General features: G+C 68.2%; 24 protein-coding genes and 1 tRNA gene. 14 read left to right on the top strand and 11 right to left on the bottom strand.

The window, feature by feature from the left end; all coding sequences use genetic code 11:
- Nucleotides 1–86 precede the first annotated feature (86 nt).
- From R5O87_RS09280 to R5O87_RS09245, 8 genes are all read left to right on the top strand, one after another.
- Nucleotides 87–689: a C40 family peptidase gene (locus R5O87_RS09280; RefSeq protein ID WP_410555310.1), complete on the top strand. Its 603-nt coding sequence runs from the start codon at nucleotides 87–89 to the stop codon at nucleotides 687–689.
- 102 nt (nucleotides 690–791) lie between these two features.
- Nucleotides 792–1574, top strand: coding sequence for an NlpC/P60 family protein (locus R5O87_RS09275; RefSeq protein ID WP_410555311.1), 783 nt, complete (start codon nucleotides 792–794; stop codon nucleotides 1572–1574).
- A 222-nt stretch (nucleotides 1575–1796) separates the two neighbouring features.
- The gene (locus R5O87_RS09270; RefSeq protein WP_003804664.1) at nucleotides 1797–2297 is read left to right on the top strand and encodes an HNH endonuclease; all 501 of its coding nucleotides are present in this window, start codon (nucleotides 1797–1799) and stop codon (nucleotides 2295–2297) included.
- A gap of 35 nt (nucleotides 2298–2332) precedes the next feature.
- Nucleotides 2333–2926, top strand: a complete 594-nt coding sequence (gene mobA / locus R5O87_RS09265) for a molybdenum cofactor guanylyltransferase (RefSeq protein WP_410555312.1) — start codon at nucleotides 2333–2335, stop codon at nucleotides 2924–2926.
- Nucleotides 2927–2961: 35 nt separating this feature from the next.
- A complete protein-coding gene (locus tag R5O87_RS09260; RefSeq protein WP_410555313.1) occupies nucleotides 2962–3327 on the top strand; it encodes a DUF6457 domain-containing protein in 366 nt (121 codons plus the stop codon).
- The gene (locus tag R5O87_RS09255; RefSeq protein WP_410555314.1) at nucleotides 3324–4880 is read left to right on the top strand and encodes a molybdopterin molybdotransferase MoeA; all 1557 of its coding nucleotides are present in this window, start codon (nucleotides 3324–3326) and stop codon (nucleotides 4878–4880) included. The genes R5O87_RS09260 and R5O87_RS09255 overlap by 4 nt, the downstream gene beginning before the upstream one ends.
- 113 nt (nucleotides 4881–4993) lie before the next feature.
- On the top strand, nucleotides 4994–5866 hold the full coding sequence (gene fdhD, locus R5O87_RS09250; protein ID WP_410555315.1) for a formate dehydrogenase accessory sulfurtransferase FdhD: 873 nt from the start codon (nucleotides 4994–4996) through the stop codon (nucleotides 5864–5866).
- 175 nt (nucleotides 5867–6041) lie between these two features.
- Entirely contained in the window at nucleotides 6042–9104 is a 3063-nt protein-coding gene (locus R5O87_RS09245) for an alpha-mannosidase (protein WP_410555316.1), read from the top strand.
- Nucleotides 9105–9193: 89 nt separating this feature from the next.
- On the opposite strand, the gene R5O87_RS09240 is transcribed toward R5O87_RS09245, so the two are convergent.
- The 7 genes from R5O87_RS09240 to R5O87_RS09210 form a co-directional block, all read right to left on the bottom strand.
- Entirely contained in the window at nucleotides 9194–10048 is an 855-nt protein-coding gene (locus R5O87_RS09240) for an amino acid ABC transporter ATP-binding protein (RefSeq protein WP_410555317.1), read from the bottom strand.
- Complete coding sequence (locus R5O87_RS09235; protein ID WP_410555318.1) at nucleotides 10035–10700, bottom strand: amino acid ABC transporter permease; 666 nt, start codon at nucleotides 10698–10700, stop codon at nucleotides 10035–10037. The genes R5O87_RS09240 and R5O87_RS09235 overlap by 14 nt, the downstream gene beginning before the upstream one ends.
- Nucleotides 10701–11534, bottom strand: a complete 834-nt coding sequence (locus R5O87_RS09230) for an amino acid ABC transporter substrate-binding protein (protein ID WP_410555319.1) — start codon at nucleotides 11532–11534, stop codon at nucleotides 10701–10703.
- Nucleotides 11535–11835: 301 nt separating this feature from the next.
- On the bottom strand, nucleotides 11836–12573 hold the full coding sequence (locus R5O87_RS09225) for a hypothetical protein (RefSeq protein ID WP_410555320.1): 738 nt from the start codon (nucleotides 12571–12573) through the stop codon (nucleotides 11836–11838).
- Nucleotides 12570–13301 (bottom strand): hypothetical protein, encoded by a 732-nt coding sequence (locus R5O87_RS09220; protein ID WP_410555321.1) that lies wholly within the window; start codon nucleotides 13299–13301, stop codon nucleotides 12570–12572. Before R5O87_RS09220 ends, R5O87_RS09225 begins: the two co-directional genes overlap by 4 nt.
- Nucleotides 13302–13352: 51 nt before the next feature.
- Nucleotides 13353–14087 carry a hypothetical protein gene (locus tag R5O87_RS09215; protein WP_410555322.1) on the bottom strand — a complete coding sequence of 245 codons (735 nt, stop codon included), beginning with the start codon at nucleotides 14085–14087 and terminating at the stop codon, nucleotides 13353–13355.
- Entirely contained in the window at nucleotides 14084–14830 is a 747-nt protein-coding gene (locus R5O87_RS09210; RefSeq protein ID WP_410555323.1) for a hypothetical protein, read from the bottom strand. Before R5O87_RS09210 ends, R5O87_RS09215 begins: the two co-directional genes overlap by 4 nt.
- 195 nt (nucleotides 14831–15025) lie before the next feature.
- Here R5O87_RS09210 and R5O87_RS09205 point away from each other — a divergent pair, with 195 nt between their 5' ends.
- Together R5O87_RS09205 and R5O87_RS09200 are read left to right on the top strand one after the other, a co-directional pair.
- Complete coding sequence (locus R5O87_RS09205) at nucleotides 15026–16690, top strand: ATP-binding cassette domain-containing protein (RefSeq protein ID WP_410555324.1); 1665 nt, start codon at nucleotides 15026–15028, stop codon at nucleotides 16688–16690.
- Entirely contained in the window at nucleotides 16687–18600 is a 1914-nt protein-coding gene (locus R5O87_RS09200; RefSeq protein ID WP_410555325.1) for an ABC transporter ATP-binding protein, read from the top strand. The genes R5O87_RS09205 and R5O87_RS09200 overlap by 4 nt, the downstream gene beginning before the upstream one ends.
- A gap of 112 nt (nucleotides 18601–18712) precedes the next feature.
- On the opposite strand, the gene R5O87_RS09195 is transcribed toward R5O87_RS09200, so the two are convergent.
- The 3 genes from R5O87_RS09195 to R5O87_RS09185 all read right to left on the bottom strand — a co-directional run bounded on the left by R5O87_RS09195 (nucleotide 18713) and on the right by R5O87_RS09185 (nucleotide 19739).
- The gene (locus R5O87_RS09195) at nucleotides 18713–19117 is read right to left on the bottom strand and encodes an NUDIX hydrolase (protein ID WP_410555326.1); all 405 of its coding nucleotides are present in this window, start codon (nucleotides 19115–19117) and stop codon (nucleotides 18713–18715) included.
- Nucleotides 19114–19665 carry a DUF6314 family protein gene (locus R5O87_RS09190; protein WP_410555327.1) on the bottom strand — a complete coding sequence of 184 codons (552 nt, stop codon included), beginning with the start codon at nucleotides 19663–19665 and terminating at the stop codon, nucleotides 19114–19116. Before R5O87_RS09190 ends, R5O87_RS09195 begins: the two co-directional genes overlap by 4 nt.
- 1 nt (nucleotide 19666) lies before the next feature.
- A tRNA-Arg gene (locus R5O87_RS09185) sits at nucleotides 19667–19739 on the bottom strand.
- An 87-nt stretch (nucleotides 19740–19826) separates the two neighbouring features.
- Between R5O87_RS09185 and R5O87_RS09180 the strand changes: the two genes are divergently transcribed.
- A complete protein-coding gene (locus tag R5O87_RS09180) occupies nucleotides 19827–20609 on the top strand; it encodes a hypothetical protein (RefSeq protein ID WP_410555328.1) in 783 nt (260 codons plus the stop codon).
- 12 nt (nucleotides 20610–20621) lie between these two features.
- Here the strand turns inward: R5O87_RS09180 and R5O87_RS09175 are convergent, their stop codons facing one another.
- A complete protein-coding gene (locus tag R5O87_RS09175; protein ID WP_410555329.1) occupies nucleotides 20622–21281 on the bottom strand; it encodes a hypothetical protein in 660 nt (219 codons plus the stop codon).
- A gap of 102 nt (nucleotides 21282–21383) precedes the next feature.
- Between R5O87_RS09175 and R5O87_RS09170 the strand changes: the two genes are divergently transcribed.
- The 3 genes from R5O87_RS09170 to R5O87_RS09160 all read left to right on the top strand — a co-directional run bounded on the left by R5O87_RS09170 (nucleotide 21384) and on the right by R5O87_RS09160 (nucleotide 25627).
- Complete coding sequence (locus R5O87_RS09170) at nucleotides 21384–22232, top strand: inositol monophosphatase family protein (protein WP_462836419.1); 849 nt, start codon at nucleotides 21384–21386, stop codon at nucleotides 22230–22232.
- A 117-nt stretch (nucleotides 22233–22349) separates the two neighbouring features.
- The gene (gene pcrA, locus R5O87_RS09165; RefSeq protein ID WP_410555421.1) at nucleotides 22350–24899 is read left to right on the top strand and encodes a DNA helicase PcrA; all 2550 of its coding nucleotides are present in this window, start codon (nucleotides 22350–22352) and stop codon (nucleotides 24897–24899) included.
- 44 nt (nucleotides 24900–24943) lie between these two features.
- Nucleotides 24944–25627, top strand: a complete 684-nt coding sequence (locus R5O87_RS09160) for a hypothetical protein (RefSeq protein WP_410555422.1) — start codon at nucleotides 24944–24946, stop codon at nucleotides 25625–25627.
- Nucleotides 25628–25651 lie beyond the last annotated feature (24 nt).

The raw sequence follows: 25651 nt of genomic DNA, 5'->3' as shown, positions 1-25651 counted from the left end.
CCAAGGCGGTTAGCGCCAATGCCGGCACAGTAGGTCGCCAGGCAGCTGTTATCGCAGCTGCTTCAGGACTCATCCTGAGCGTTGGCATGCCTGCCAACGCAGCCGACGCCAACATTGGTGTTTCCGCCTCCTCGGAGACCGGATCCCAGGCCGCGCAGCTTGCTGTGACCGCCGCGCCCACCGCCACTGTCTCCTTCGAGCGTCCTGCCGTCACCACCGTGGCAGCCCCGGTCGCCGAAACCATCGCTCCGCAGTCGAACGATGAGAGCCAGGCAGCCGACGCAGGCCAGGGCGGCAACGAGATTGCCGATGCGGCCAAGGCCGTCACCGCCAAGTCCACCGACGCTGCGGCCTCCGCAGCAGCTTCCGGACTGGCTGCAATCGCGTACACCGGCATCGGCCACCCGTACGTCTGGGGCGGCACCACCCCCAACGGCTGGGACTGCTCGGGCTTCACCCAGTGGGTTTACGCCCAGGCTGGCATCAGCATTCCCCGCGTCAACGCGTGGAACGCCATGAAGCCCACTTCCACGCCTGCCCCCGGCGACCTGGTCATGCAGAACGGCGGCGCCCACGTGGGCATCTACGTCGGCAACGGCATGATGATCAGCGCGCTGAACCCTGCTGACGGCACTCTCCTGCACGCGGTGTCCGCAACGGGCACGTCCGCTTTTTACACCCTTCGCTAAGAATCCGATTCGAGGCGGGCCGGCTTACCCCCAAGATGCCGGCGCGTCGATAACCCACGTCCTGCTACCGCGGTCCGTGGAACACGAAAGAGAGAAATTTTAATGACTACACGTGCGACCATTGCACGGCACCGCGCCGAGGTCACCAAGACCAGCTCGCTGGCTGTCATTGCCAAGGCCGTCGGCGACAACGCCGGTGGCATGGGCCGCCAGGCCGCAGTTATCGCTGCTGCTTCCGGTCTTGTCCTGACCAGCGGCATCGCCGCCAACGCTGCTGAGACCAACGTCCAGCGCGAATCCGCTCCGGCTTCCACGCTGGAAGTCCAGTCCGCTGCGGCACCGGCCACCATCTCGGCCGCTTCCAGCATCGCCATCTCCTACGAGAAGCCTGCTGTCTCCACCACCCCGGCTCCCGTCGTCGAGGCCCCGAAGCCTGTTGTCAAGGTCCAGGAAGCCGCCCCCGCCGTTGAGGCCGCTCCGGTTGCTGACGCCGCACCGGCAGTCCAGGCCACCGCCGCCGTCGAGACGGCAGCGCCGAAGACCACTGCCGCCAGCGGCAAGGGCGCTGCCATCGCCGCTGCTGCCTACGCGCAGCTGGGCGTGTCCCAGGACTGCACCGCGCTGGCCACCAACGCACTCGCCGCCGTGGGCATCCACTACCACGGCTGGCCGGCAGGCTACCTGTCCCTCGGCCGCACCGTGAGCGCTGCTGAAGCTCAGCCGGGCGATCTCGCCTACTACCAGAACGGCGGCATGGGCCTGGCCCACATCGCTGTGTACGTCGGCAACGGCCAGGCCGTCCACGGCGGCTGGAACGGCGGAACCACCGCGCTGTTCAGCGTGAACGTCGGTTCCGGCCCCGTCTTCATCCGCGTCGGCGGCTAAGACACCCCAGGCATTACGGAAGGACCCCCGCCAGCTGGCGGGGGTCCTTTTTTTGCTTGCGCCCGCATGAATTTTTGGTGACACGCCATGACGATGCTTGTGTTCGATTCGCTCATCTGCCTAGTGAGTGTTTACTCTTATGGTGTCGATCCATAGCCCGGACATGCAGAGGGCAGCCGGCCCTCGCGCCTCTGCCGGGTGCGGCCGTGAAGAGGTATGTGCATGCGCACACTCGTTCTGAATGCTGGATATGAACCGCTGGCGGTAGTCACTTTCCGCCGGGCGCTGGTCCTTGTGCTCACCGGAAAGGCAAGCGTAGTGGCCGAAGGCGACGATCCTGTCGTCGGGCCGCAGGACATCATGGGCCGTCCGTCCGTGATTCTCCTTAACCGCTACATCCGCCCCCGGTACAACATGATCACCGCAGTGAGCAGGCGCGGCGTGCTTCGCCGCGACGGCCACCGGTGCGCCTACTGCGGCAAGGCAGCCCACACCATAGACCATGTCCAGCCGAAATCCCGGGGCGGTGCCGATTCCTGGGAAAACCTCGTTGCAGCCTGCCTCCGCTGCAACAACGTCAAGGGTGACCACACGCCCAGTGAAATGGGCTGGAAGCTCCGGTTCGATCCGGCTCCGCCCGTGGGCACCATGTGGCAGATCAAGGAGCTGGAGAAGCCCACACCGGCGTGGGACCCGTTCCTGCTTCCGGAGAGAGCAGCCTGACGCTCGCCTGATCACCACGGCGTTACGCTGGGTGTGTGGACTTTGACGCAATAATCCTGGCCGGCGGCCGCTCCTCGCGACTGGGCGGCTCACCCAAGTCTGCCCTAATGTTCGACGGCGCCACCCTCCTTGAGCGCTCCCTCATGGCGGCCGCGGGTGCCCGGCACACTGTTGTGGTGGGACCTGAGCCCGGGGTACTGCCCGGTGGCGTCCTCACCACCCGTGAGGACCCGCCCTTTGCGGGACCGGCGGCGGGGATCGCTGCCGGTCTTGCCGCACTCCGGGAAACCGACCCGGCGGACATGCTCCTGGTCCTTGCGTGCGACATGCCGCGTGTGGACGATGCTGTGAACGCCCTGCTGGACGCCCTTCCCGGCGCAGCCGCTGACGGCGTTATGGCGTCATCCGCTGACGGAAGGCGGCAGCCGCTGGCGGGTTTTTATAGCACAGCTGCGCTGGAACGCGCGGTGCAGGAAGCCGCCGCACGCAACGCCCTGGTGCACGGGTCAGTCTTCGCCCTCCTTGCTAGTCTTGACGTGCAGGCTGTGGTTGTCCCTGCAGGCTCCACGGATGACGTGGACACCTGGGACGATGCGGCCGCGTTGGGAGTAGCTGTCCGGGAGCAATGACCCGATTCCGGACCGCCGTGAATTTGGAGGCAGGCATGAAAAGCCAGGACGAGACGCTTGAGGAATGGTGCCGTCTGCTGCTGCGGGCCTTTGAGCTCGAGGATGTGGACGTGGACATCAATGAGGTGTTGTCCGTCGCGGGAGTGGCTGCGCACTCCGTGGTGCGTCCGGCTGCACCCCTCACCACTTTCATAGCGGGGCTCGCGACCGGCCTAAAGTGCGCTGCAGGCCAGGCTCCGGACGTCCAGGCCATGCAAGGTGCCATGGACGTTGCCCGCTCCGTTGCCAAATCCTACGCGGCCGACGAGGCACAGGCTACGGCAGGTTCCCCGGCGGCGGGCTCCGCCGGAACGTCGTCGCCCGCCGGAACCTCGGTGCCCAGCGGGACTCCGGGGGAATGACAGCCGCGCCCGAGCACCGCTCCGACGACCCACTCGCCTCCACGGAGGAAACCCCCGCCGGGGACGCAACTGCTGCCGACGACGAAAGTTCTTCGGCCGCCGTCGAACCAGCGTCCGCCACTGATTCCGACCTGGTCGCCGATCCCGCCGCGGCGGGCGGGCACGAAGCCTTGGCGGACCCGGACGCCCCGGGCGAGCAGGAAGCACCGGGGGAGCAGGACGCGCATGCCAAGCACCTGGCGCACACCTGGGAGGAGGCCCGGCAGGCCGCCTTCGACTGTGCTGCCCCCATCCCGGCGGCACCCGTTCCCCTGCGCGAGGCCGTGGGCAGGACCCTGTCCTCGGACATCACCGCCCACCAGGACATGCCGCACTATGCGTCGTCCGCCATGGACGGCTGGGCCGTAAATGGAAGCGGCCCGTGGATCCTGGCCGAGCCGGGGCATCGGCTGGCCCCGCACCAGGCGAGCGTGATCGTAACGGGCGGACTGATTCCGCCCGGCGCCAAGGCGGTGCTCCGCACCGAGAGCGGTGTGATCTCCACGGACGACGACGGGCTCCCCGTCCTGACGCTGGGCGGCGCCGCCCGCCCCGGCGAACCGGGGAACGGCCAGCACATCCGGAAGGCGGCAGAGGAGGCGGAGGCCGGAGACGTGCTGGTCAGGGCCGGCGTCGTGCTTAACCCTGCCCATGTGGCCTTGGCCGCCCTCGCCGGGTACGACGAGGTGGAGGTTTTGGGCAAGCCGGTGGTGAAGCTGCTGCTGACAGGCTCCGAAGTGATCGAGCAGGGACTGCCCGAGCCAGGGCGGGTGCGTGACACGTTCGGGCCGCAGCTGGCAACTGTCGTGGAGATGCTGGGCGGCCTGTGCCGTGAACAGGCGCGCATCGGTGACAGCTACACAGAATGGCTGGAGGGTCTGGAAGACTCAGGCATCCCCGAGGCACTGAACCTGCCGGCCGACGTCGTCATCACCACCGGCGGTACCGGCCGTTCCGGCACCGATCACTTTCGGCGTGCCGTGGCGGACCTGGGCGGACGGCTGATTATCGACGGCGTCGCCATGCGGCCGGGACACCCTGCCGTCCTCGCCGAACTTCCGGACGGGCGCTTCGTCCTGGGGCTGCCGGGCAACCCGCTGGCGGCGATGATGGCCCTCTGCACGGTGGGCGCGCCGCTCCTCGCCGCCCTGGGGCACGGCCAGCTGCCGCCGGTCCGCGAGGTTCCGTGCGGCACCATGATCGAACCCGATCCCGGCCGCACCCGGCTCATGCCCTTCCGGCTCCTCTACGGCATGGCCTCGCCCGCGCAGCATACCGGCCCGGGCATGATGCGAGGACTGGCATCGGCCGACGGGGTCCTGGTGGTGCCGCCGCATGGCGTGCAGCTGGGCGAGATGGTGCCCGCGTTTGCGCTGCCCTGGGGCCCGGACATCCCCGAGCCCAAGACCGCCGAATCCAAGCCCAAGAGCCCGGCGCGGAAATCCGCGTCCCGGACCTCCGCCAAGCAGGCAGCCCAAAGCGGGCCGGTGGACTGGAGCGCCCTGCTCGATTAAACGCGTGCTTGATGGAATTGCCTGCTTGATTGAAGTGCCTGCTTCATGGAAGTGCCTGCCCGGCTGAGATGCAATGATGGAAGCATGAACAGCCACTCAGCGCGGAGTCTCTCATGGGCCGTGTAACGCAACGACGCAAGGTACACCGCTACGTCCTGGACGGCTCGGCCGCGGCACTGGAGTTCCCGGTCCGGCACCGTGAGGACGTGCTGGCGGTGGAGGAGCCTCTTGAGATCCGGCTGGGCACCCTGTCCTTCTCGGTCACCATGCGCACGCCCGGCGACGACTTCGACCTCGTGGCCGGTTTCCTCGTCTCCGAAGGTGTCATCTGGGACGCCGACCAGCTGATCTCGCTCAGGTTCTGTGCCGGCGAGGACGAAAACGGGGTCCAGACGTTCAATGTGGTCGAAGCCCAGCTGCGGCCCGATGTGCCCCTGCCGGACACGGGCCGGCACGTCTACACCTCCAGCTCGTGCGGGATCTGCGGCACGGACTCCATCGAATCGGTGACGAAGTCCTCGCACTTCAACCCCGCCGCCGACCGGCTCACCGTTCCGGTCGAAACGCTTGCCTCCCTCCCGGACAAGCTGCGCGAGGCGCAGGCGGTCTTTGAGGTGACCGGGGGAGTGCATGCGGCCGGACTGTTCAGGATTGACGACGACGGCGGTGCGGAGCTGCTGTGCCTGCGGGAGGACGTGGGGCGGCACAACGCGGTGGACAAGGTGGTTGGCTGGGCCCTGCGCGAACGCCGGCTGCCGCTGACCAACACCGTGCTCCAGGTTTCCGGACGGGCCTCCTTTGAGCTCGTCCAGAAGGCCGCGCTGGCCGGCATCCCCGTACTGGCTGCCGTCAGCGCACCCTCGAGCCTCGCGGTGGAGCTTGCGGAGTCCACCGGCGTCACGCTTGCCGGTTTCAGCCGGGGAACCAGCCTGAACGTTTATGCAGGATCCGGCCGTATTTCGACGCCGGCATCGGTGCCGCGGTAGGGGCGTGGCCCCTTGGCGGCCGGGCGCCAAGGCAGTAGATTTTATCCATCGAATGGAAGCGTAGATCCGCTCAGACGGCAACTGAACTGCCGGGAGCCAAGCTGACCGCCACGCCCATGCCCGCACGAAAGCCAGCACCGCCCGCTTCTGCTTTCACGTACTAAAGAGGTACACATTGCACGACGACCGCCGGATCACGGAAGTCCGCCTGGACCGCTTTCTCCGCGAACGGATCACCCCCGCCATCTACGGGCGCAGCGTGCCGCTGGAGCTCAGCAGCTGGGACGTGCCCGATGAACCCGTCCCGGTGCTGGAGGCCCTGCGCCAGGAGTTCGTCCCGCAGGAGCACGGGGCCGCGTGGGGCCGCCCGTGGAGCACAAAGTGGCTGCGGCTCCGGGGAGAGGTGCCAGACCCCTGGGGAACTGCGCCGGATACCGAAGTGGAGATCGTGGTGGACCTGGGGTTCACCACGGAGATCCCCGGCTTCCAGTGCGAGGGGATCGCGTGGCGGCCGGACGGCACCATCATCAAGGCCATCTCGCCCCGCAACCAGCACATCCCGCTGAAGCTGCTGGGCAGCGGCCTCGCCGTCGACTTCTATGTGGAGGCGGCAGCCAATCCCGATGTGGCCCAGGGCTGGAGCTTCGCGGCCACTCCGTACGGGGACAAGGCCACGGCGGGCAATGAACCGCAGTACCGCCTCGGCAGCATCGCCATCGCGGAGCTGAACCGCGCCGTGTGGGAGCTCCAGCAGGACGTGCTGACGCTCAGCGGCCTCATGCACGAGCTCCCCACCGAACTGCCCCGCCGGCATGAGATCCTCCGTGCGCTCGAGCGCATGATGGACACCATGGACCCGGACGACGTCGCGGGTACGGCGTCGGCCGGGCGGGCAGCGCTGGCCGAGGTGCTGGCCAGGCCTGCCTATGCCTCCGCCCACCGGCTGCTCGCCACCGGTCATGCGCACATCGACTCGGCCTGGCTGTGGCCCGTGCGGGAGACCATGCGCAAGTGCGCCCGGACCTTTTCCAACGTGGTGGCCCTCATGGACGAGGACCCGGACTTCGTGTTCTCCTGCTCCTCGGCCCAGCAACTCGCCTGGATCAAGGAGTACTACCCGGAACTCTTCGAACGCATCCGCGAGAAGGTGAAGTCCGGCCAGTTCATTCCGGTGGGCGGCATGTGGGTGGAGTCCGACACCAACATGCCCGGCGGTGAGGCCATGGCCCGGCAGTTCGTGGAAGGCAAGAGTTTCTTCCTCAGGGAATTCGACGTCGAGTGCAGGGAAGCCTGGCTCCCGGACTCCTTCGGGTACTCCGCTGCCCTGCCGCAGATCGTCAAGGCCGCCGGCAGCCGCTGGTTCCTGACCCAGAAAATCTCCTGGAACCAGATCAACCGGATGCCGCACCACACCTTCAGCTGGGAAGGCATCGACGGCACCCGCCTCTTCACGCACTTCCCGCCGGTGGACACCTACAACTCCGAACTCAGCGCCCGGGACCTGGCGCACGCCGAGCGCAACTACCGGGACCACGGATACGGCACCACCTCGCTCGTCCCGTTCGGCTATGGCGACGGCGGCGGCGGACCCACGAGGGAGATGCTCGCGGCTGCGCACCGCGCGGCCGATCTGGAAGGCTCGCCGAAGGTCCGGATCGGAACGCCGCGCAGCTTCTTTGAACAGGCCGAGGCCGAGTACAAAGCGCTGCCGGTGTGGGTGGGGGAGATGTACCTGGAGCTGCACCGCGGCACCTACACGAGCCAGGCCAGGACGAAGCAGGGCAACCGCCGGTCCGAGCACCTTCTCCGCGAGGCGGAGCTGTGGTGCGCCACCGCCGCCGTCCGCTCCGGCGGGGAGTACACCTACCCCGCGGCCGAACTGAAGCGGCTGTGGCAGCTGGTCCTGCTGCAGCAGTTCCACGACATCCTGCCCGGCAGCGCCATCGCCTGGGTGCACCAGGACGCCGAACGCAACTACGCCGCCGTGGCCAAGGGGCTGGAAGCGCTCATCAGCGACGCGTCCGCGGCCCTCCTTGGCGAAGGCACGCAGGAGTTCCTGCTCAACGCCAGCCCCCATGCGCGCCATGGAGTCCCGGCGCTCGCAGCCGCCGCGCCTGCTGTGTCCGGGAACGCAGCTGCAACCCAGGGCACAGCAGCAACCCTGGAGCACGTTACGGCCACGCCGCTGGATGGCGGCTTTGTCCTGGACAACGGCGTGATCCGTGCCGTGCTGGATGACAACGGCCTTCTGACCTCCCTGCGGGATCACGGCACAGGCCGCGAGGCGATCGCCCCGGGCGAGTTCGGCAACCACCTGGAACTGCACCGCGACACCCCCAACGAATGGGACGCCTGGGACATCGACGAGTTCTACCGGCGGAACGTCACCGGCCTGACCGACGCCGCGGAGGTACGGCTGGAGCGGGACGGCGGGGACGCCGTCGTCGTGGTTGAACGGCTCACCGGATCCTCCCGCATCATCCAGCGCATCACGCTGGCGCCGGGCAGCCCGTCGCTGGCGATCTCCACCGAGGTCGACTGGCAGGAACGCGAGAAGCTGCTCAAGCTGGGCTTCCCGCTGGACCTGAGGGCCGACCGGTCGGCGGCCGAGACCCAGTTCGGCCACGTCTTCAGGCCCACGCACGTGAACACGTCGTGGGAAGCAGCGAAGTTCGAGATCTGCGCGCACCGGTGGATCCATGTGGCCGAGCCAGGGTACGGCGTGGCCATCGCCAACGCATCGACGTACGGGCACGACGTCGCCCGGTCTGTCCGGAACGACGGCGGGACCACCACCACCGTCCGGCTCTCGCTGCTGCGCGCGGCCAAGTTCCCGGACCCCGAGGCCGACCGCGGCCGGCACGTGCTAGACGTCTGGGTCCGGCCGGCAGCGGGAATCGCCGAGGCCGTGGAGGAAGGCTACCGCGCCAACCTCGCGCCGAGGACGGTCCGGGGCTCGCACCCTGCGGAGGCCCTGGTTTCCGTGGACAACCCGGCCCTGGTCATTGAAGCGGTGAAGCTGGCCGAAGACGGCTCCGGCGACGTCATCGTCCGGCTGTACGAATCACTCGGCCAGCGCTCGGCCGGACGGCTCACGGCCAACTTCCCGGCCACGGGCATCCAGGCCGTGGACCTGCTCGAGCGGCCGGTCGAGGCGACAGGCGTGGTGGCCGGGACGGCTTCCGCCGAGCTCACGCTGCGGCCGTTCCAGCTGGTGACCCTGAGGCTCGCCCGCTGACAGCGAGCGGTCAGGCGATTTACCAAAAAGGGCCGCTCAGCTTGCTGCTGGGCGGCCTTTTTTGGCGAAACGGCGAAGGGTGTGGACGGTCAGAACTCGTGGAGCAGGCGCCGGACGAATTGCCGGGTCCGCTCCTGCCGCGGCGCGCGGAGGACCTCGGCGGCCGGTCCGCGCTCCACCACCAGGCCGCCGTCCATGAAGATGACCTCGTCCGCCACTTGCCGGGCGAAGGCCAGCTCGTGGGTGACGATGACCATGGTCCACCCCTCGTCGGCCAGTTCCTGGATGACGCCCAGGACGTCGCCCACGAGCTCCGGGTCCAGCGCCGAGGTGGGCTCGTCGAACAGCAGCAGCTGGGGTTTCAGGGCAAGGGCACGCACAATGCCCACGCGCTGCTGCTGGCCGCCGGAGAGCTCGAACGGATAGGCGTCGCGCTTGTCCGCCAGACCCACCCTGGCAAGGAGCTTTTCGGCGTCGGCCACGGCCTCGGCCCGCTTGCGCTTCTGGACCTGGACCGGTCCTTCAATGATGTTCTGCAGGACGGTCATGTGCGGGAACAGGTTGTAGTGCTGGAACACCATGGCGCTGCGGTCCCGCAGGTCCGAGATCTCCTTCTTGGAGACCTTGGCAGAGAAATCCAGTGCAAGGTCTGCCCCCGCCCCTCCGGACGTCCCCGCACCCGCGGAGGTGCCTGGCCCGGCAAAGGTGACCGTCCCGGCGTCGGGCGTTTCCAGTCCGTTGAGTGAGCGCAGCACGGTGGTCTTGCCCGAACCGGACGGCCCGATCAGGGCCACCACGTTGCCCCGGCGCACGTCGAGGTCGATGTCCCGCAGCACCACGTTGCTGCCGAACGCCTTCGCGAGATTGCGGACAGACAGCACCGGCCTGGCCTGTGATGCTGCGCCGTGGGGAGCGGGTCCCCGGCCTTCGTCAGTGGGCGACATAGCGGTCCAGCCTCCTTTCAAGGACGGACTGCCCGGAGGAGAGCGCCAGGCAGATCACCCAGTAGACCAGGGCCGCCTCGAGGTACAGCACCATGAACTCCTGGCTGAAGGCCGCGATCTGCTGGGCGTTGCGGAAGAGCTCCGTGACCAGGATGAGGGAGGCCAGGGACGTGTCCTTGACCAGCGAAATGAAGGTGTTGGACAGCGGCGGCACGGACACCCTGGCGGCCTGCGGAAGGATGATGCGGCGCAGCGACTGGCCCCGGGACATGCCGATGGTGTGGCCGGCTTCCCACTGGCCCTTGGGCACGGAGAGGATGGCAGCGCGGATGACCTCGGCGGCATATCCGCCCACGTTCAGCGAGAAGGCGATGATGGCGCTGGGCCACGGGTCGAGCTTCACGCCCAGGCTGGGCAGTCCGTAGAAGATCACAAACAGTTGCACCAGCAGCGGCGTACCGCGGATCACCGAAACGTAGAACCGCGCCACGCCGGACACCGCCACGTTCCGGCTCAGCCGCATGAGCGCCACCAGCAGGGCCAGCGCCAGGCCGATCACGAACGACGCCAGCGTCAGCGGGATGGTGCCGGTGACTGCCCCGGTGACAAGGGGGCCGAAGGAGCTCCAGACGAGATCCCAGTTCAACGGCATCTACTTGGTGACGTCCGTGCCGAAGTATTTCTCCGAGATCTTGGTCAGCGTTCCGTCAGCGCGGAGATCGTCCAGCGCCTTGTCCACTGCGGAGGTGAGCTCCGTGGAACCCTTGCGGAACACGAAGGCGCTTTCGGACTTGTCGGTGGTTTCGGCGGCGATCTTCAGCCCGGCGTCGGGATTGGTCTTGGCGTAGTCGAGGTACGTGAGCTTGTCGTTGACGATGGCGTCCACGCGCCCCTGCCGGACCAGCGCCACGCCCTGGGCCCAGCCCTCCACGGACTGGACGTTGGCACCCGCGTCCACGGCCAACTTGTAGAAGTTGCTGGTGAGCGACTGGGCTGCAGTCTTGCCCTTGAGGCTCTCGAAGCTGTTAATGCTGCTGTTGTCCGCCTTCGTCACGATCACGCCGGTGGAGACGGTGTACGGCTTGGAGAAGTCGTACTTGGCCTTGCGTTCGGCGTTGATGGAGATCTGGTTGGCGATGGTGTCGAAACGCTTGGCGTCGAGGCCCGCGAAGATTCCGTCGAACTGGGTCTCCTGGAACTTGGCCTTCACGCCGAGCTTCTCGGCGACGGCGCGGGCGATCTCGACGTCGTAGCCCGTGAGGTCACCGGCACCTTCCGCGTGGAAGCTGAAGGGCTTGTAGGTGCCCTCGGTGGCGATGACGATCTCGCCCTTGGACTTCACATCGCTGAGCGACGTGTCCGAGCCGCCCGAGGCGGGTGCCGAGGAAGCTCCGCCGCCGGAGCCGCCGCCGCAGGCCGTCAGTGCCAACGCCAGTCCGGCAAGGGTGGCTGCAAGGGCGGAGCGGCGGGAATGGACACGGTTCATGGCGGGTACCTTCTTCGTTCGGCTGCGGCGGCTGGCATCGCGGCCGCCGGTCCGGCTTCCGGCGATGCCACTGCGTGCAACGCATGGGCAAAGACCTTTTATTTCGCCATCATACGGCGGCTGGCCTTCCCTTCCGGGCAGGCCCTTAAACAGGCTGAGTGGGGGCGGTCCCCAACGGCCGCCACCACTCATCCCCCCAATGTGTGATCCGGCAGGCGCCACGGCTTGTGAGCCAGGCAGCAGCTGCTTTCACACATTCATGATTCTCTCACGGTCTAATGATTTTGTGAATCCCGGTTTGCTACCTTTCGGTAGATGACGTTCCGTTACTGCCAGGCCTGGCCGCCTTCACCCTCGCCAACCACACCATTACCAAGCCGGCTACGAAGAAGACCACCGCTGCGTTGTTCACCGCCGGTGACGCCGCGAGTAGCTGCCGCGGGGCCAACTCGAGGCAGAATCCGGCAACAGTAGCCACCGCTCCTGCCGCCATCAGCGCGGCCCCGGTCCGGACGAGCGTGGGCAGTCTGTCCCTGACGCAACGGAGCAGGGCAGGCAGCAGGGCGAGCGAGACGTACGCCAGATAACCGCGCGCGACGGCCCAGTAGTAGGGCATGAGCACCTCATTCCGGCTAGTTGCCCCGGCAACGTCCCGAAAGCCTGCCGACGTTGTTGAGGGATCCATCAGGAGGAAGACGGCCACGAGGGCAGCGGAGAAAACCGCCAGGACTGCCAGTCCGGGACGCCCGGCGATCATGCGATGGGCGTCGGGGGCACCAAACCCCTTCGTGACCCGGACGGCGATGAGGTAGATCGTGGCGAAGACAACCAGGCGCAGCAGGACATGGGCAATGTTTATGCCGCCGAGGGCGCCGTCGATGGCCACATAGAACTGTCCGATGCTGAGGACCGCGGCGGCCGTCGCCAACAGGAAAATGTAAAACAGCGCCGGGTTGACGCCGCGCAGGGTGCTCGGGATTCTGGCCAGGGCGGCACCCGCGCACACCACCAGCGTGATCCAGGGAAGAACCTCGCTCATACCAGGTTCTCCCAGATTCTTTCGGTCTGTTCCTGGTCCTGTTCCTGCCGCCGCAGGGTCTTGCCGAGTGCCTGGAGGCGTTCCCCGGCCAGCGCGGTGAGGTCGCCGTCGCTGAGCCGGTCCAGGGCGGCCTGCCGGGCGCCGGCCGGCCAGCCGGCTTCGGCTTCGGTGACCAGGCCGGCGGCTACCAGTCCGCCTGCGAGTCCGACGCCGGCGGCCCGGGAGGTGGCCAGGGCCAGTTCGGGGGCGAGCCGGTTGGCGGTCAGCTGCGCGGAGTAGTTTTGGGGTGCGACGCCGGTGGCGGCGGAGACGCGGTGGCGGAGTTCGCCGTCGTCGATGGCGTCCACCCAGTTCTTCACGGAGGTGGCGTGCGGCGGCGGGCTGAGCCCCGGCGTGCCCTTGCCGGCGGAACCACTGGGAGCGGTGCGGACAATGACGGCCCGCAGGAGGTCGACGGTGGCGATTTGGCTTACCAGTTCCTTGTCGGTGGGAGGGATGGCGGAACTGGCGAGGTCGGTATAGGGCTCGAAAGTGGCCAGGGCGGCAACCGGGTTGATGCCGTAGGCCCGGCTGATGCTCACGACTGTAGTCTCGGCAACCTTTCCCCGCACCATCTGCTGGGCGAGGGTGGTGCGCTTGACCCCGGAGACCCTGCACACATCGGCCGTGCTGGTATCCGGTGCCACGCCACTAAGCCAGCGCTGGAATGCTTTGGCGGGGAGGGGCATGAAACGCTCTCTGCTGAACGAAGGTTTGACTCATACTAGCGTCGTTGGAATTTAGCGGCGCTCGACGGAAAGCGCTCCTTGCCGCCGCCCCGCCCGGCCGCTGGCCACCCAGATGAGCGCCAGTCCGGCGACAAAGCAAAGGATGGCTGTGTAGTTGATGACGAATTTCAGGTATCCCACCGCGGGCGGGATGAGCGGGAACAGCACGGAGACCGCGATCGCCGCACTCCCGACGGCCAGAAGGAGCGCGCTGGCCCGCAGCACTGCGGGCAGGGAACTCCTGAACGCCCGCACAGTCCCCGGCAGCAGGACAAGGCACACATAGGCCGGATAGGCCCGGCCGGCGGCGGCGTAGTACTCCACGACCACGGCGTTCCACTCGTTCCTGTCGTCCACGGTGCCCATGCCCACCGAGGATCCCGCGGTGTCCATCAGGATGAACGAGACCAGCAGGGCGATGGCGACCAGGCCGAAGGCGAGCATGCCGGCCGGGCCCCGGACCAGCCGGAGACCCCTTTCATCGCCGAATCCCGCTGCAATCCGGATGCCCAGGAAGTAGATGGCTCCGAGGATGACGAACCGCAGCAGGAGGTTTGCCATGTTAGTGCCCCCAAGCAGGCCGTCAATTGCCAGGTACGGGCCTTTGATGCTGAGCAGGATCGCCAGGGTCATGAGGCCCAGAATGTAGAACATGGAGCCGTTCTTCCGCCGGACCAGGTTCGGGATCCGACTGAGCGTGGCGGCGCCGGACGCGATCAATGTGGTCCATTGCAGCATTTCAATCATCCGAGGTTCTCCCAGATCTGTTCGGTTTGACGTTGGTCGTGTTCCTGGCGGCGCAGGGTTTTGCCGAGGGCCTGCAGGCGTTCGCCGGCCAGGGCGGTCAGCTGGCCATCGCTGAGCCGGTCCAGGGCGGCCTGCCGGGCGCCGTGCGGCCAGCCGGCTTCGGCTTCGGTCACAAGTCCGGTGGCCACCAGTCCGCCTGCGAGTCCGACGCCGGCGGCGCGGGAGGTGGCGACGGCCAGTTCGGGGGCGAGCCGGTTGGCGGTCAGTTGTGCTGAGTAGTTTTGGGGTGCGACGCCGGTGGCGGCGGAGACGCGGTGGCGGAGTTCGCCGTCGTCGATGGCGTCCACCCAGTTCTTCACGGAGGTGGCGTGCGGCGGCGGGCTGAGCTCGGGCGGTCCTGTGCCTTTGGCCTTGGCACCTGTTCCGGTGTCGGCCTCGGTGCGGGCAATGATGGCGTGCAGCAGGTCCGCGGTGGCGATCTGGCTGACCAGTTCCTGCAGTGTGGGCGGGATCGGCGGCTTTCCCAGGTCCCGGTATGGCTCGAAGGAGCCCAGTGCGGCCACCGGATTGAGGTTGAACGCCCGGCTGATCCCCACCACGGTTGCCTCGGCCACCTTCCCGCGGACCAGCTGCTGCGCGAGGGTGGTGCGCTTGACCCCTGAAGCCCTGGCCACATCGGCAACGCTGGCATCCGGCGCGACGCCGTGCAGCCAGCGCTGGAAGGCCTTGGCGGGTAGGGGCATGGAACGCTCTCTGCTGACGGGCGGGGTGCTGCGAAGTGGCGGCCCGCAGGCCTCGATTTTACGTAGCGCGCCGCTTCCACTATGCTAAATGGTCGAACCCGCTGGTCCGTACACCCCCCAAGTCCGGACCAGCGGGTTCTTTCATGCCCGCCTGAATTTTCGGGCGAAAACGGGCAGCGGTGAGAGGATGGATTGATGACTGCAACCCTTGTTGCGAAAGACCTTTCGGGCGGTCATGATCACCGCACCCTCTTCTCCGGGCTGTCCCTCACGGTGGCCCCCGGGGACGTTGTTGGCGTGGTCGGCGTCAATGGTGCGGGCAAGTCCACGCTGCTGCGGCTCCTTGCCGGCGTGGACCAGGCGCAGGACGGCACCGTCAGCCTCGCGCCCGCCGACGCCTTCGTGGGCTGGCTGCCGCAGGAACATGAACGCGTCGCCGGCGAGACGGTTGCCGCCTATATCGCCCGCCGCACTGGCTGCGCGAAGGCCACCGCTGAGATGGAATCCACCGCCGAGGCCCTCGGCTCGGGCGCGCCCGGAGCGGACGACGCGTACTCGCTGGCCTTTGACCGGTGGATGGCCTCCGGCGCCGCGGACCTGGACGAGCGGATAGCCCCCGTCCTCGCGGACCTGGGCCTGGACGTCGGCCCCGACGCCGAGATGACCGGGCTCTCCGGCGGCCAGGCCGCGCGTGTGGCGCTCGCCGCCCTGCTGCTGAGCCGCTTCGACGTCGTGCTTTTGGACGAGCCCACCAACGATCTTGACCTGGACGGCCTGGCCAAGCTGGAATCCTTCGTGCAGGGCCTGCGCGGCGGCGTGGTGCTGGTCTCCCACGACCGCGAGTTCCTCGCCCGCTGCGTGACCTCCATCGTGGAGCTGGACCTGGCCCAGAACTCGGTGGCCGTGTACGACGGCGGCTACGAGGCCTTCCTGGAGGAACGCGCCGTGGCCCGCCGGCACGCCCGCGAACGGTACGAGGAATTCGCCGCGACCAAGGCGGACCTTGTGTCCCGCGCCCGCACCCAGCGGGAATGGAGCTCGCAGGGTGTCCGCAACGCCATGCGGAAGAGCCCTGACAACGACAAGATCCGCCGTGCCGCCAGCACCGAGTCCTCCGAAAAGCAGGCGCAGAAGGTCCGGCAGATGGAATCGCGCATCGCCCGCCTCGATGTGGTGGAGGAGCCGCGCAAGGAATGGCAGCTGCAGTTCAGCATCGGCCAGGCGCCCCGCTCCAGCTCCGTGGTGGCAACGCTGCGCGACGCCGTCGTCCGGCAGGGCAGCTTCACCCTGGGGCCGGTAAACCTGCAGCTGAACGCCGGTGAGCGGATCGGCATCACCGGACCCAACGGGGCCGGCAAGTCGACGCTGCTCCGGCTGTTGCTGGGAACCCAGGAACCGGACTCCGGCGACGCCTCCCGTGGTGTGTCCGTGGCCGTCGGCGAGATCGACCAGGCCCGCGGGCTGCTGGCCGGTCACCTGAAACTGGGTGCCGCCGTCGAAGCCGTGCTGACCGACTACACGTCCGCCGAGGTCCGCACGCTGCTGGCGAAGTTCGGCCTCAAGGCGGACCACACCCCGCGCACCGTGGACTCGCTCTCGCCGGGGGAGCGGACCCGTGCCGCCCTGGCCCTGCTGCAGGCCCGCGGCGTGAACCTGCTGGTCCTGGATGAGCCCACCAACCACCTGGACCTTCCGGCGATCGAGCAGCTGGAGGAAGCACTGGAAAGCTACGACGGCGCGCTGCTGCTGGTCACCCACGACCGGCGGCTGCTGGAAAACGTCCGCCTGGACGTGCGCTGGAACGTGGACAACGGCGTCGTCACCGAACTGGTGGCGGGCAAGATGGAGCAAACGAAATGAGCATGGACGGCGTCGCCTGGCGCTCCCTTTACAACATCACCCGGGCCAAGAGCGGTTCCCGGCCGTTCTCCAGGGAGACCCTGAAGCGCGTCATGGGCTTCGCCCGGCCGCACCGGGGAAGGCTGATCGGGTTCGTTGCCGTCTCCGTCGCCATGGCCTTCCTGGCGGTTGCGACGCCGGTGCTCGCCGGCCAGGTGGTCAACACGATCGTGGCCCGCGCCGACGCCGGCGAAGTGATCCGGCTGGCGGCCCTGATCGCCGGTGTGGCCGTGGCCGAGGCAGCCCTCGGCATGGTGAGCCGCTGGCTGTCCTCCACCATCGGCGAGGGCGTCATCGTGGACCTGCGCACCAAGGTGTTCGACCACGTGCAGAGAATGCCCATCGCGTTCTTCACCCGGACCCGCACCGGCGCGCTGGTCAGCCGTCTGAACAACGACGTCATCGGCGCCCAGTCCGCGTTCGCCGGGACCCTGTCCGGCGTGGTCAGCAACGTCGTGGCCCTCATCCTCACCCTCGTGGTGATGCTGAATACGTCCTGGCTGGTCACCGTGCTGGCCATGATCCTGCTGCCGATCTTCCTCATTCCCGCCCGGCGGATGGGCTCCCGGCTGGCGGACCTGCGGCGCGAGGCGGCTGAGCACAATGCGGCCATGGGCACCCAGATGACCGAGCGCTTCTCCGCCCCCGGCGCCACCCTGGTCAAGCTCTTCGGGCGGCCCGACGAGGAGTCCCGCGAGTTCGCACTGCGGGCCGGCCGGGTCCGCGACATCGGCGTGCGGACGGCCATGCTGCAGTTCACGTTCGTGACGGCGCTGACGCTCGTCTCAGCCCTGGCCCTCGCCCTGGTCTACGGCCTGGGCGGCTGGCTCGCCATCGGCGGGCAGCTCGCCCCGGGCGACGTCGTGGTGCTGGCGCTGCTGCTCACCCGCCTCTATGCGCCGCTCACCGCGCTGTCCAACGCGCGCGTGGAGATCATGAGCGCCCTGGTCAGCTTTGAGCGGGTCTTCGAAATCCTGGACCTGAAGCCCCTCATCCAGGAAAAGCCGGGCGCGCTGGCGGTCCCGCCGGGGCCCGTGGCCGTGGAGTTCGACGACGTGCGCTTCTCCTACCCCTCGGCGGACAAGGTCTCGCTGGCGTCGCTGGAGGAGGTCTCCACGCTGGACACCCGCGGCGGGGAGGAAGTGCTGCACGGCATCAGCTTCCGGGTGGAACCGGGACAGACCGTCGCTCTCGTGGGCTCCTCCGGTGCCGGCAAGTCCACGGTGGCCCAGCTGCTGTCCCGGCTGTACGACGTCGATTCCGGCGCCGTTCGCCTCGGCGGCACCGCCCCGGCCTCCGGCCTGGACGTGCGCGACCTGACCTTTGATTCCATCCGCGCCACCCTGGGCATGGTCACCCAGGACGGGCACCTGTTCCACGAAACGATCGCCTCCAACCTGAGGCTGGCCCGCCCCGACGCCACCGACGAGGACATGTGGGCTGTCCTGCGCCAGGCCCGGCTCGAAGCCATGATCCGGTCCCTTCCCGACGGCCTGGAAACCGTGGTGGGGGAGCGCGGCTACCGGCTCTCCGGCGGCGAACGGCAGCGGCTCACCATCGCCCGGCTGCTGATCGCCCAGCCCCGCGTGGTCATCCTCGACGAAGCCACCGCCGCGCTGGACTCCACGAACGAGGCCGCCGTGCAGGCGGCACTGGGCGCTGCGCTGGAAGGTCGCACCGCCGTCGTGATTGCCCACCGGCTCTCCACGATCCGTGCGGCCGACGCCATCCTGGTGGTGGAGGACGGCCAGATCGTGGAGCGCGGGACCCACACGGAGCTGCTGGCCGCCGACGGCCGCTACGCCGAGCTGTACCGGACCCAGTTCGCCGAGGCCACGGCCGTGGCGGAGGAAGCGGTTCCGGAGTACTGACGCTCCTTGCTGGCGTTGGTCGAGCGGGGACGTCATCGAGGCGTGAGATCTTAGCGTTTAGCCTCGCTCAAAGCGACGAGACCTCACGCTTCGGCGTCAGCGCCCGCTGGCGTCAGCGCCCGGTTTCCGCCAGCGCCGGAAGGATGTGGTCCGTGAGCAGCGGCGCCAGGTCCCCGGGCCATTCCGCCGCGAGGTCCAGCCACCGGATCTCGGCGATCTCCGCGGAGGGGTGCGCCACCCAGGTGCCGGGCGCCGTGAAGACCGTGGCCTCGATTTCCGTGGCTGCCTCGTTGGCGGCGTCGGCCAGCCAGACGCCCATGAGCGTCAGCTCGCGGGGATCGACGACGATGCCGACCTCCTCCTGGAGCTCCCGCGCGGCGGCCTGCACAGCCGTTTCGCCGGGCTCGGGCTTGCCGCCGGGATGCATGAACTTGTCCGTGCCGCGCTTGCGGACGGTCAGGAGCCGGCCGTCGGCGTCGTAGACACACACGGCGGAAACGATGATGCGGGGATTCACGGTTTCGAGCCTAGCCCGTCTGCCCCTGCCGTCGCGGGCAGCCGCCTCAGGAGCGACTCCAGCAGCAGGTCCTTGCGCGGGCCGGTCACATCCCAGGTGTAGCTGAACTCGTCCTCGCCGTGGCGGATGTACGTGACCCGGTAGGTATCGGGATTGCACCAGTGCCGGTCCTGGCTGGCCTCGGGCGAGAAGCTCATCCGGTGGAACGGCCGGCCGTCCGGAAACAGCATGTCCATGGCGTCCGGTGTGTCCGCGGGCCTGAGCAGGTAATCGCGGGTGGCGGGGCCGGTGAAGGTTTCGCCGTCGCCGGCCGGCGAGTTAACTGAAGGCCAGACCACGGTGCCTTCCTCATGGAAGCGGAGCCCGCCGTCGTCGTCGGGGGAAAGGATGACGACGCCGGTAAAGGTGCCGCGGGTGCCGGCCGCCCGGTCCAGCATGGTCCGCTCCACGGACCAGCGGCCTGGCTGGGGGAGGTTCGGGAGGGATGGGTCCGCCGGCGCTGTGCCCAGCAGATAGTCGCGGAGCCCGGACGGGTGCTGCAGATTCAAGTGCCCTCGATTGGAATCGAACCAACGACACCGGCTTTAGGAGAGCCGTGCTCTATCCACTGAGCTACGAGGGCGGGCGCCCGCCGCGGCCGGGTTTTGGACCGGCCCGTTCGGGCACGCTTACAAGCATACAAGGTGACGGCGCGTACTACGCTCTTGGCATGGCCGCCGCAGCTCAAGTCCCCACCGCCCGGGCAACCTTCCTGCCAGACACCGCCTCCACGCGCCAGTACATCGGGGCATGGGCGGTGCTCAGTGTGGTCCAGTATTTCGTGGCGGAGGCAGCCGTCATCGGCGCCTGGGCCGGACCCGCCCCCTACAGCCGGCGGACCGGACTCATCAGTGACCTCGGTGCCCTCACCTGCGGGCTCTACAACGGCCGCAGCATCTGTTCGCCACTGCACGTGCTCATGAATTCCTCCTTCGTGGTGCAGGGCCTGGGAATGCTGCTCGGCGCGCTGCTGCTGAGCTCGGCGCTGCTGCGCGTGGCCGCCCGGGCCGGCATGCGGGTGGCAGCAAGCCACTCAGGGGAAGTGCCCTGGTATTCGGCCGTGGCGGCGCGGATCTTTACCGGGACGGCGGGCGCGGGCACGATCATCGTGGGCCTGGTCCCGGAGGACCTGGAGTCGGGCTGGCACTACGCCGGGGCCGTGATGTACTTCATCGCCGGTTCCCTGGCATTGCTGCTGCTCGGCGCGCTGTGGCTCCGGCAGTCACCGCTGGGCTGGTTCGTGCTGGCCAGCGGCGGGGTGTCCGCAGCCGCGCTCGTCACCGCCGCCTTCACCGGCCTGGACGTCCCCGAGCCCGGGACCCTGGAACGGCTGATGGGCTATCCCATCACGATCGGCCTGGCCGCGGCCGGCCTGGTCATCGCCCAGCGCGTCCGGCAGGAACGGCAGGTTCGCAAGGCCTTCGCCCGGGCGCAGGTGGCGCGAGGGGCTTAGGCTGGCTTGCGCTTAGGCTTCCTGCTGCGGGCCGGCCGGCTGACCGGCGGCTTTCTTCGCGGACCGGCGCCCCAAGAGCACGGCGGCGCCGCCGGCCACCAGGCTGGCCACAAACAGTACCCAGCCGGCCACGGTGAGGCCGGATGCCAGGGCGACCTGGCCGCCGTCGAGGTCTACCGCCGCGATCATGGAATCGATGGTGACGTTGCCCCACAGCCGGACCACCACGAACAGCAGCGGCAGAGCCCAGAGCGCCCAGCGCAGCCCTTTCCGGGCCACGTTGGTGCCGATCAGCAGCAGCCAGGTGAAGGCGAAGATCAGCGGAAACAGGGTGCCCGCGGTCTTGTGGACATAGTTGAGCTGGCCGCGGGCGTCCCCGTCCAGGGCGCGGCGGATCTGCTCGGCGTAACCGGTGTCGAAGCCGCCGACCAGGGAATCGGGCATGGCCAGGCCGCCGGACAGCTGGGTGAGCTGGTTCAGCGTGAGCAGGTGGACGTACCAGAACAGGAACAGGCTGGCCACCACGCCGGCGATGACAATCAGGTTGGCGTTGTTTTGCGCCTTTGCCGGCGTGCGGTCCGTGCCGGGATTGATCACCGGCGGCAGGTGGTGCTGGGGTACTGCGGCCTTCGCGCCGTGCTTCTTGATCCGCTGTGCAGGTGTTTTGGCCATGCGTCCATTATCGCCCGCCACACCGCCGCTGCAGTGCAGCGCATCTGCTGGCCATGGACCTCTGCTGTGCAGCGCATGCCCGGCGCCGATAGGGTGGGAACCGTGACGGAACTGGGCAGACACAAACTGGGAAAACACAGCGCCACCAACCTGAGCCCCGAGCTCGACGACTACGAGCTGGCCGCCGAGCTGGTCCGCGAGGCCGGGCAGCTGGCCCTGCTGATGCGGCAGGGCGGCCTCGATGCCCAGCACAAGACCTCGATCTCCGACGTCGTCACCGCCGCGGACCACGCCGCTGAAGCGTATGTGCTGGAGCAGCTGCAGCGCTGCCGCCCGGACGACGGCGTCCTGGGTGAGGAAGGCGCCGCGGTGCACGGCAGCAGCGGGCGGACCTGGGTCATCGACCCGGTGGACGGCACGTACAACTTCCTGCAGGGATCCACCTACTGGTGCTCGGCCATCGCGCTCAAGGACGAATCCGATGTGCTGCTCGGCGCCATTTTCCAGCCCGAGGAGGACAAGCTCTGGATCGGCGGCAAGCAGCGCGCCACCACCCTTAACGGCGATCCGGTCACCACTTTCCGGGAGGACGGGGCCAACCGCAACGCCGCGGACGTTTCCCACCTCGGCGCCGCCACCTACATCCACCCCCGGTGGCTCTCCGACCCGATGTGCGCCATGCCGTGGCACGCCGCCGCGACATCGGCCGCGACGCTGCGGATGCTCGGGTCCGGCTCGTGTGACCTGGGGCGCGTCGCCGACGGGCAGCTTGGCTGCTGGTTCCAGCACAGCTGCCCGGAATGGGACTGGCTTCCCGGGAAGGCCATCGTGACGGCCGCCGGCGGCGTCGCCGGCAGCGTCCACGTCAACGGCCTGGAATGGTTCATGGCGGGAGGAACGACGGCGGTGCACCAGTTGCGCGCCGCGCTAGAGTCAGGCTCTGTGGACTAGGTTTCCGCCGGCTTCCGGCTTGGGTATTTCCGCGCTCCACCCCGCCCCGCGCCGGGGTTATCCACAGGGCGGATTCGAGTGTCAGCCCCACCGCCTAGACTTGTAGTCACCATGGATATGTTGTTTGACCCCTACGCTGACGGTCCGTTCAAAGCTGGTTCCCACGCCGGTGCCATCACCAAGTCGCGCCCCGAAACAGGGCTGATGACGCCCGCGTTCGGCAGCGGGCCGGGCGAATCCGCAGGCCACCCGGCGGTTGGCCCGGCAGCCGGCGCCGCATCCGGCCCCGTCGATGGGGGCCCTGGCGGGGAACATGCCCGGCACCACCTTCCTGACGCCGGGGCGCTGCTGGCGGGCCTGAACCCGCAGCAGGAAGAGGCGGTCAAACACTCCGGCAGCGCACTGCTGATCGTGGCCGGTGCCGGCTCCGGTAAAACCCGCGTCCTCAGTAACCGGATCGCCTACCTCATCGCCACCAAGCGGGCCCACCACGGCGAGATCCTGGCCATCACGTTCACCAACAAGGCCGCGGCCGAAATGCGCGAGCGCATCGAGGCACTCGTGGGCGGCAGAGCCAAAGCCATGTGGATCTCCACGTTCCACTCGTCCTGCGTGCGGATCCTGCGGCGCGAGGCCGCCAACGTCGGCCTGAAATCCAACTTCTCCATCTATGACTCCGCGGACTCCCTCCGGCTGATCACGCTTGTGGCCAAGAACCTGGACCTGGACCCCAAGAAGTTCGCGCCCAAGGCCATCCAGCACAAGATTTCCGCGCTCAAGAACGAACTGATCGACGACGACTCCTTCGCGTCCGCAGCCAACCACAGTGACCCCTTCGAAAGTGCCGTAGCGGACGTCTTCAAGGGCTACACCCAGCGGCTGCGCCAGGCCAACGCCATGGACTTCGACGACCTGATCGCGCAGACCGTCTACATGTTCCGGGCCTTCCCTGCGCTCGCTGACTCCTACCGCCGCCGGTTCCGGCACGTCCTGGTGGACGAATACCAGGACACCAACCACGCGCAGTACGCCCTGGTGCGCGAAATCGTCGGCGAGGGGCCGGGATCGGCGGAACTGACCGTCGTCGGCGACTCAGACCAGTCCATCTACGCGTTCCGCGGTGCGGACATCCGCAACATCGTGGAGTTCGAGAAGGACTACCCGGACGCCCACACCATCAAGCTGGAGCAGAACTACCGCTCCACCCAGAACATCCTGAGCGCGGCCAACTCCGTTATCTCCCGCAACCCCAACCGCCCGGAGAAGAGGCTGTGGACCGCGGAGGGGGAAGGCCACAAGATCATCGGCTACGTCGGTGAAAACGAGCACGACGAAGCCCAGTTCATCGCCAAGGAGATCGACCGGCTCCAGGACGAGGACAACCTGCGCCCCGGCGACGTCGCCATCTTCTACCGCACCAACGCCCAGTCGCGTTCCATCGAAGATGTCCTGGTGCGCGTCGGCCTGCCGTACAAGGTGGTGGGCGGCACCAGGTTCTACGAGCGCAAGGAAATCAAAGACGCCCTGGCGTACCTGCGCGTGCTGGTCAACCCGGACGACGACGTCAACCTCCGCCGCGTCCTCAACGAACCCAAGCGCGGGATCGGGGACCGGGCAGAGGGTGCCGTGGCCGCCCTCGCCGAGCGGGAGCGCACCTCCTTCATCGCCGCCGCCCGCCGCGCCGATCAGGCGCCCGGCATGGCCACCCGCTCCGTCAACGCGGTGCTCGGCTTTGTGAAGCTCCTGGACGATCTCGCCGAGGTCGCGGCCGGCTCCGGTGCGGCTGCCGCGCTTGAGGCCGTGCTGGAGCAGACCGGCTACCTCGCCACCCTGCGCTCCAGCAACGATCCGCAGGACGAATCCCGCGTGGAGAACCTCGCCGAGCTCGTCGCCGTCGTGCGTGAATACGAGCAGGAGAACCCCGAAGGTTCCCTCGAGGCCTTCCTGGAGCAGGTGTCACTCGTCGCCGACGCCGACCAGATCCCGGACGCCCCCGGCGCCGACATCGACGCCGCCGTGGCGGAGGCCAAGCGGCTGGGTGTGGTCACGCTCATGACGCTGCACACGGCCAAGGGCCTGGAATTCCCGGTGGTGTTCCTGACAGGCATGGAGCACGGGCTCTTCCCGCACCAGCGTTCGGCCACGGACCCCAAGGAACTGGCGGAGGAGCGGCGGCTCGCCTACGTGGGACTGACGCGCGCCCGGAAGCGCCTCTACGTCACGCGGTCCGAGGTCCGCAACATGTGGGGCCAGAGCCAGTACAACCCGGCCAGCCAGTTCCTGGAGGAAATTCCCTCCGAGCTCGTCGAATGGAAGCGCGAGGGCACCAGCCGGCAGGTCGGCGGCTGGGGGAGCGGAGCGTCCATCGGATCGAGCCGTTACAGCGGATCCTTCTGGGGCGCCGGAACGGCCCGCGGCAGCCGTGCCGACCCGTCCGCCGGCTTCAACGCCGACGTCCCTGCCGCCGTCGCAAAAAACCGCGTGCAGCCGCAGAAGGAAGTCATCGCCGTCAGCGTGGGGGACAAGGTCAACCACACCAGCTTCGGCAACGGCACCGTGCTCGCCGTCGAAGGCGCCGGGGACAAGACCGTGGCGAAGGTGAAGTTCGATGTCGGCGAGAAGCGGCTGCTGCTCCGGTACGCGCCGCTGACCAAGATCGACGCCTGAGCGTGCAGGTGCGGCGCCTGGACCACGCTGCCGCCGGCCCCGCCATGGTGTTTTCGTTGGCCATGTTGGCAGTGACACTGGCCGGCTGTTCCGTCACCGTGGCGGATCCGGACTACACCCCGCCCCCGCCGCTGCCCGCCCTCGAACAGCTGAAACAGGCGCCGCTCACTGACCCGGCCGCCTTTGCCGCGGGTGAGGACGTGCTGGCGTTCGTCACCGCGGACCGGAACATCGTGTGCGCGCTCACGTCAGCCCGCGGGCCGCACCTGAACCTGCCCTACGAAACCAACAACTTCAGCGATCCCGGCAACGCGAAACTGGCCACCGTGCCCGTGGCGCACTGCGAGCTCGCGGCATATCCGGCACCGGCGGCCACGGACATCGCAGACGACTGCTCCGGGACCGGACTCGGCTATCTGGGCGGGACGGCACTCGCGACGCCCGGCCAGGCCCGGTACGGGGAATGCCGGTCCGGCATCACGCAGATGGAAGCCGAATACGGGCCAAAGGGCACACCCGGCGGGCCCGTCTCCAAGCTGCCCGTCCTGCCCGACGGCGGCAACCTCGAACGGAACGGCCTGCGGTGCTCCGCCTACCACTCGGGGGTGGCCTGCGGAAACGTCTCGGGCGGCGTTGGTTTCTTTATCAGCCGGGATCATTACGAGCTCATCTCCGCGAAGGGCAAAAACGTCCAAACGGTGCCCGCCAAGGCCCCAAAAACCCCGTAATCCCGGGGTTTTTCTACGGTCCAT

This window comes from Arthrobacter globiformis (genome assembly GCF_046536215.2).
In the GTDB taxonomy this organism is placed as follows: Bacteria; Actinomycetota; Actinomycetes; order Actinomycetales; family Micrococcaceae; genus Arthrobacter; species Arthrobacter globiformis_E.
This window is presented reverse-complemented; position numbering and strand designations above follow the sequence as displayed.

Bases quoted from the DNA above. Each gene is read 5' to 3' on its own strand.
- R5O87_RS09280 (WP_410555310.1), top strand. From the start codon at position 87: ATGCCTGCCAACGCAGCCGACGCCAACATTGGTGTTTCCGCCTCCTCG.
- R5O87_RS09275 (WP_410555311.1), top strand. From the start codon at position 792: ATGACTACACGTGCGACCATTGCACGGCACCGCGCCGAGGTCACCAAG.
- R5O87_RS09270 (WP_003804664.1), top strand. From the start codon at position 1,797: ATGCGCACACTCGTTCTGAATGCTGGATATGAACCGCTGGCGGTAGTC.
- R5O87_RS09260 (WP_410555313.1), top strand. From the start codon at position 2,962: ATGAAAAGCCAGGACGAGACGCTTGAGGAATGGTGCCGTCTGCTGCTG.
- R5O87_RS09255 (WP_410555314.1), top strand. From the start codon at position 3,324: ATGACAGCCGCGCCCGAGCACCGCTCCGACGACCCACTCGCCTCCACG.
- fdhD (WP_410555315.1), top strand. From the start codon at position 4,994: ATGGGCCGTGTAACGCAACGACGCAAGGTACACCGCTACGTCCTGGAC.
- R5O87_RS09240 (WP_410555317.1), bottom strand. From the start codon at position 10,048: ATGTCGCCCACTGACGAAGGCCGGGGACCCGCTCCCCACGGCGCAGCA.
- R5O87_RS09235 (WP_410555318.1), bottom strand. From the start codon at position 10,700: ATGCCGTTGAACTGGGATCTCGTCTGGAGCTCCTTCGGCCCCCTTGTC.
- R5O87_RS09230 (WP_410555319.1), bottom strand. From the start codon at position 11,534: ATGAACCGTGTCCATTCCCGCCGCTCCGCCCTTGCAGCCACCCTTGCC.
- R5O87_RS09225 (WP_410555320.1), bottom strand. From the start codon at position 12,573: ATGAGCGAGGTTCTTCCCTGGATCACGCTGGTGGTGTGCGCGGGTGCC.
- R5O87_RS09220 (WP_410555321.1), bottom strand. From the start codon at position 13,301: ATGCCCCTCCCCGCCAAAGCATTCCAGCGCTGGCTTAGTGGCGTGGCA.
- R5O87_RS09215 (WP_410555322.1), bottom strand. From the start codon at position 14,087: ATGATTGAAATGCTGCAATGGACCACATTGATCGCGTCCGGCGCCGCC.
- R5O87_RS09210 (WP_410555323.1), bottom strand. From the start codon at position 14,830: ATGCCCCTACCCGCCAAGGCCTTCCAGCGCTGGCTGCACGGCGTCGCG.
- R5O87_RS09205 (WP_410555324.1), top strand. From the start codon at position 15,026: ATGACTGCAACCCTTGTTGCGAAAGACCTTTCGGGCGGTCATGATCAC.
- R5O87_RS09200 (WP_410555325.1), top strand. From the start codon at position 16,687: ATGAGCATGGACGGCGTCGCCTGGCGCTCCCTTTACAACATCACCCGG.
- R5O87_RS09180 (WP_410555328.1), top strand. From the start codon at position 19,827: ATGGCCGCCGCAGCTCAAGTCCCCACCGCCCGGGCAACCTTCCTGCCA.
- R5O87_RS09175 (WP_410555329.1), bottom strand. From the start codon at position 21,281: ATGGCCAAAACACCTGCACAGCGGATCAAGAAGCACGGCGCGAAGGCC.
- pcrA (WP_410555421.1), top strand. From the start codon at position 22,350: ATGTTGTTTGACCCCTACGCTGACGGTCCGTTCAAAGCTGGTTCCCAC.
- R5O87_RS09160 (WP_410555422.1), top strand. From the start codon at position 24,944: ATGGTGTTTTCGTTGGCCATGTTGGCAGTGACACTGGCCGGCTGTTCC.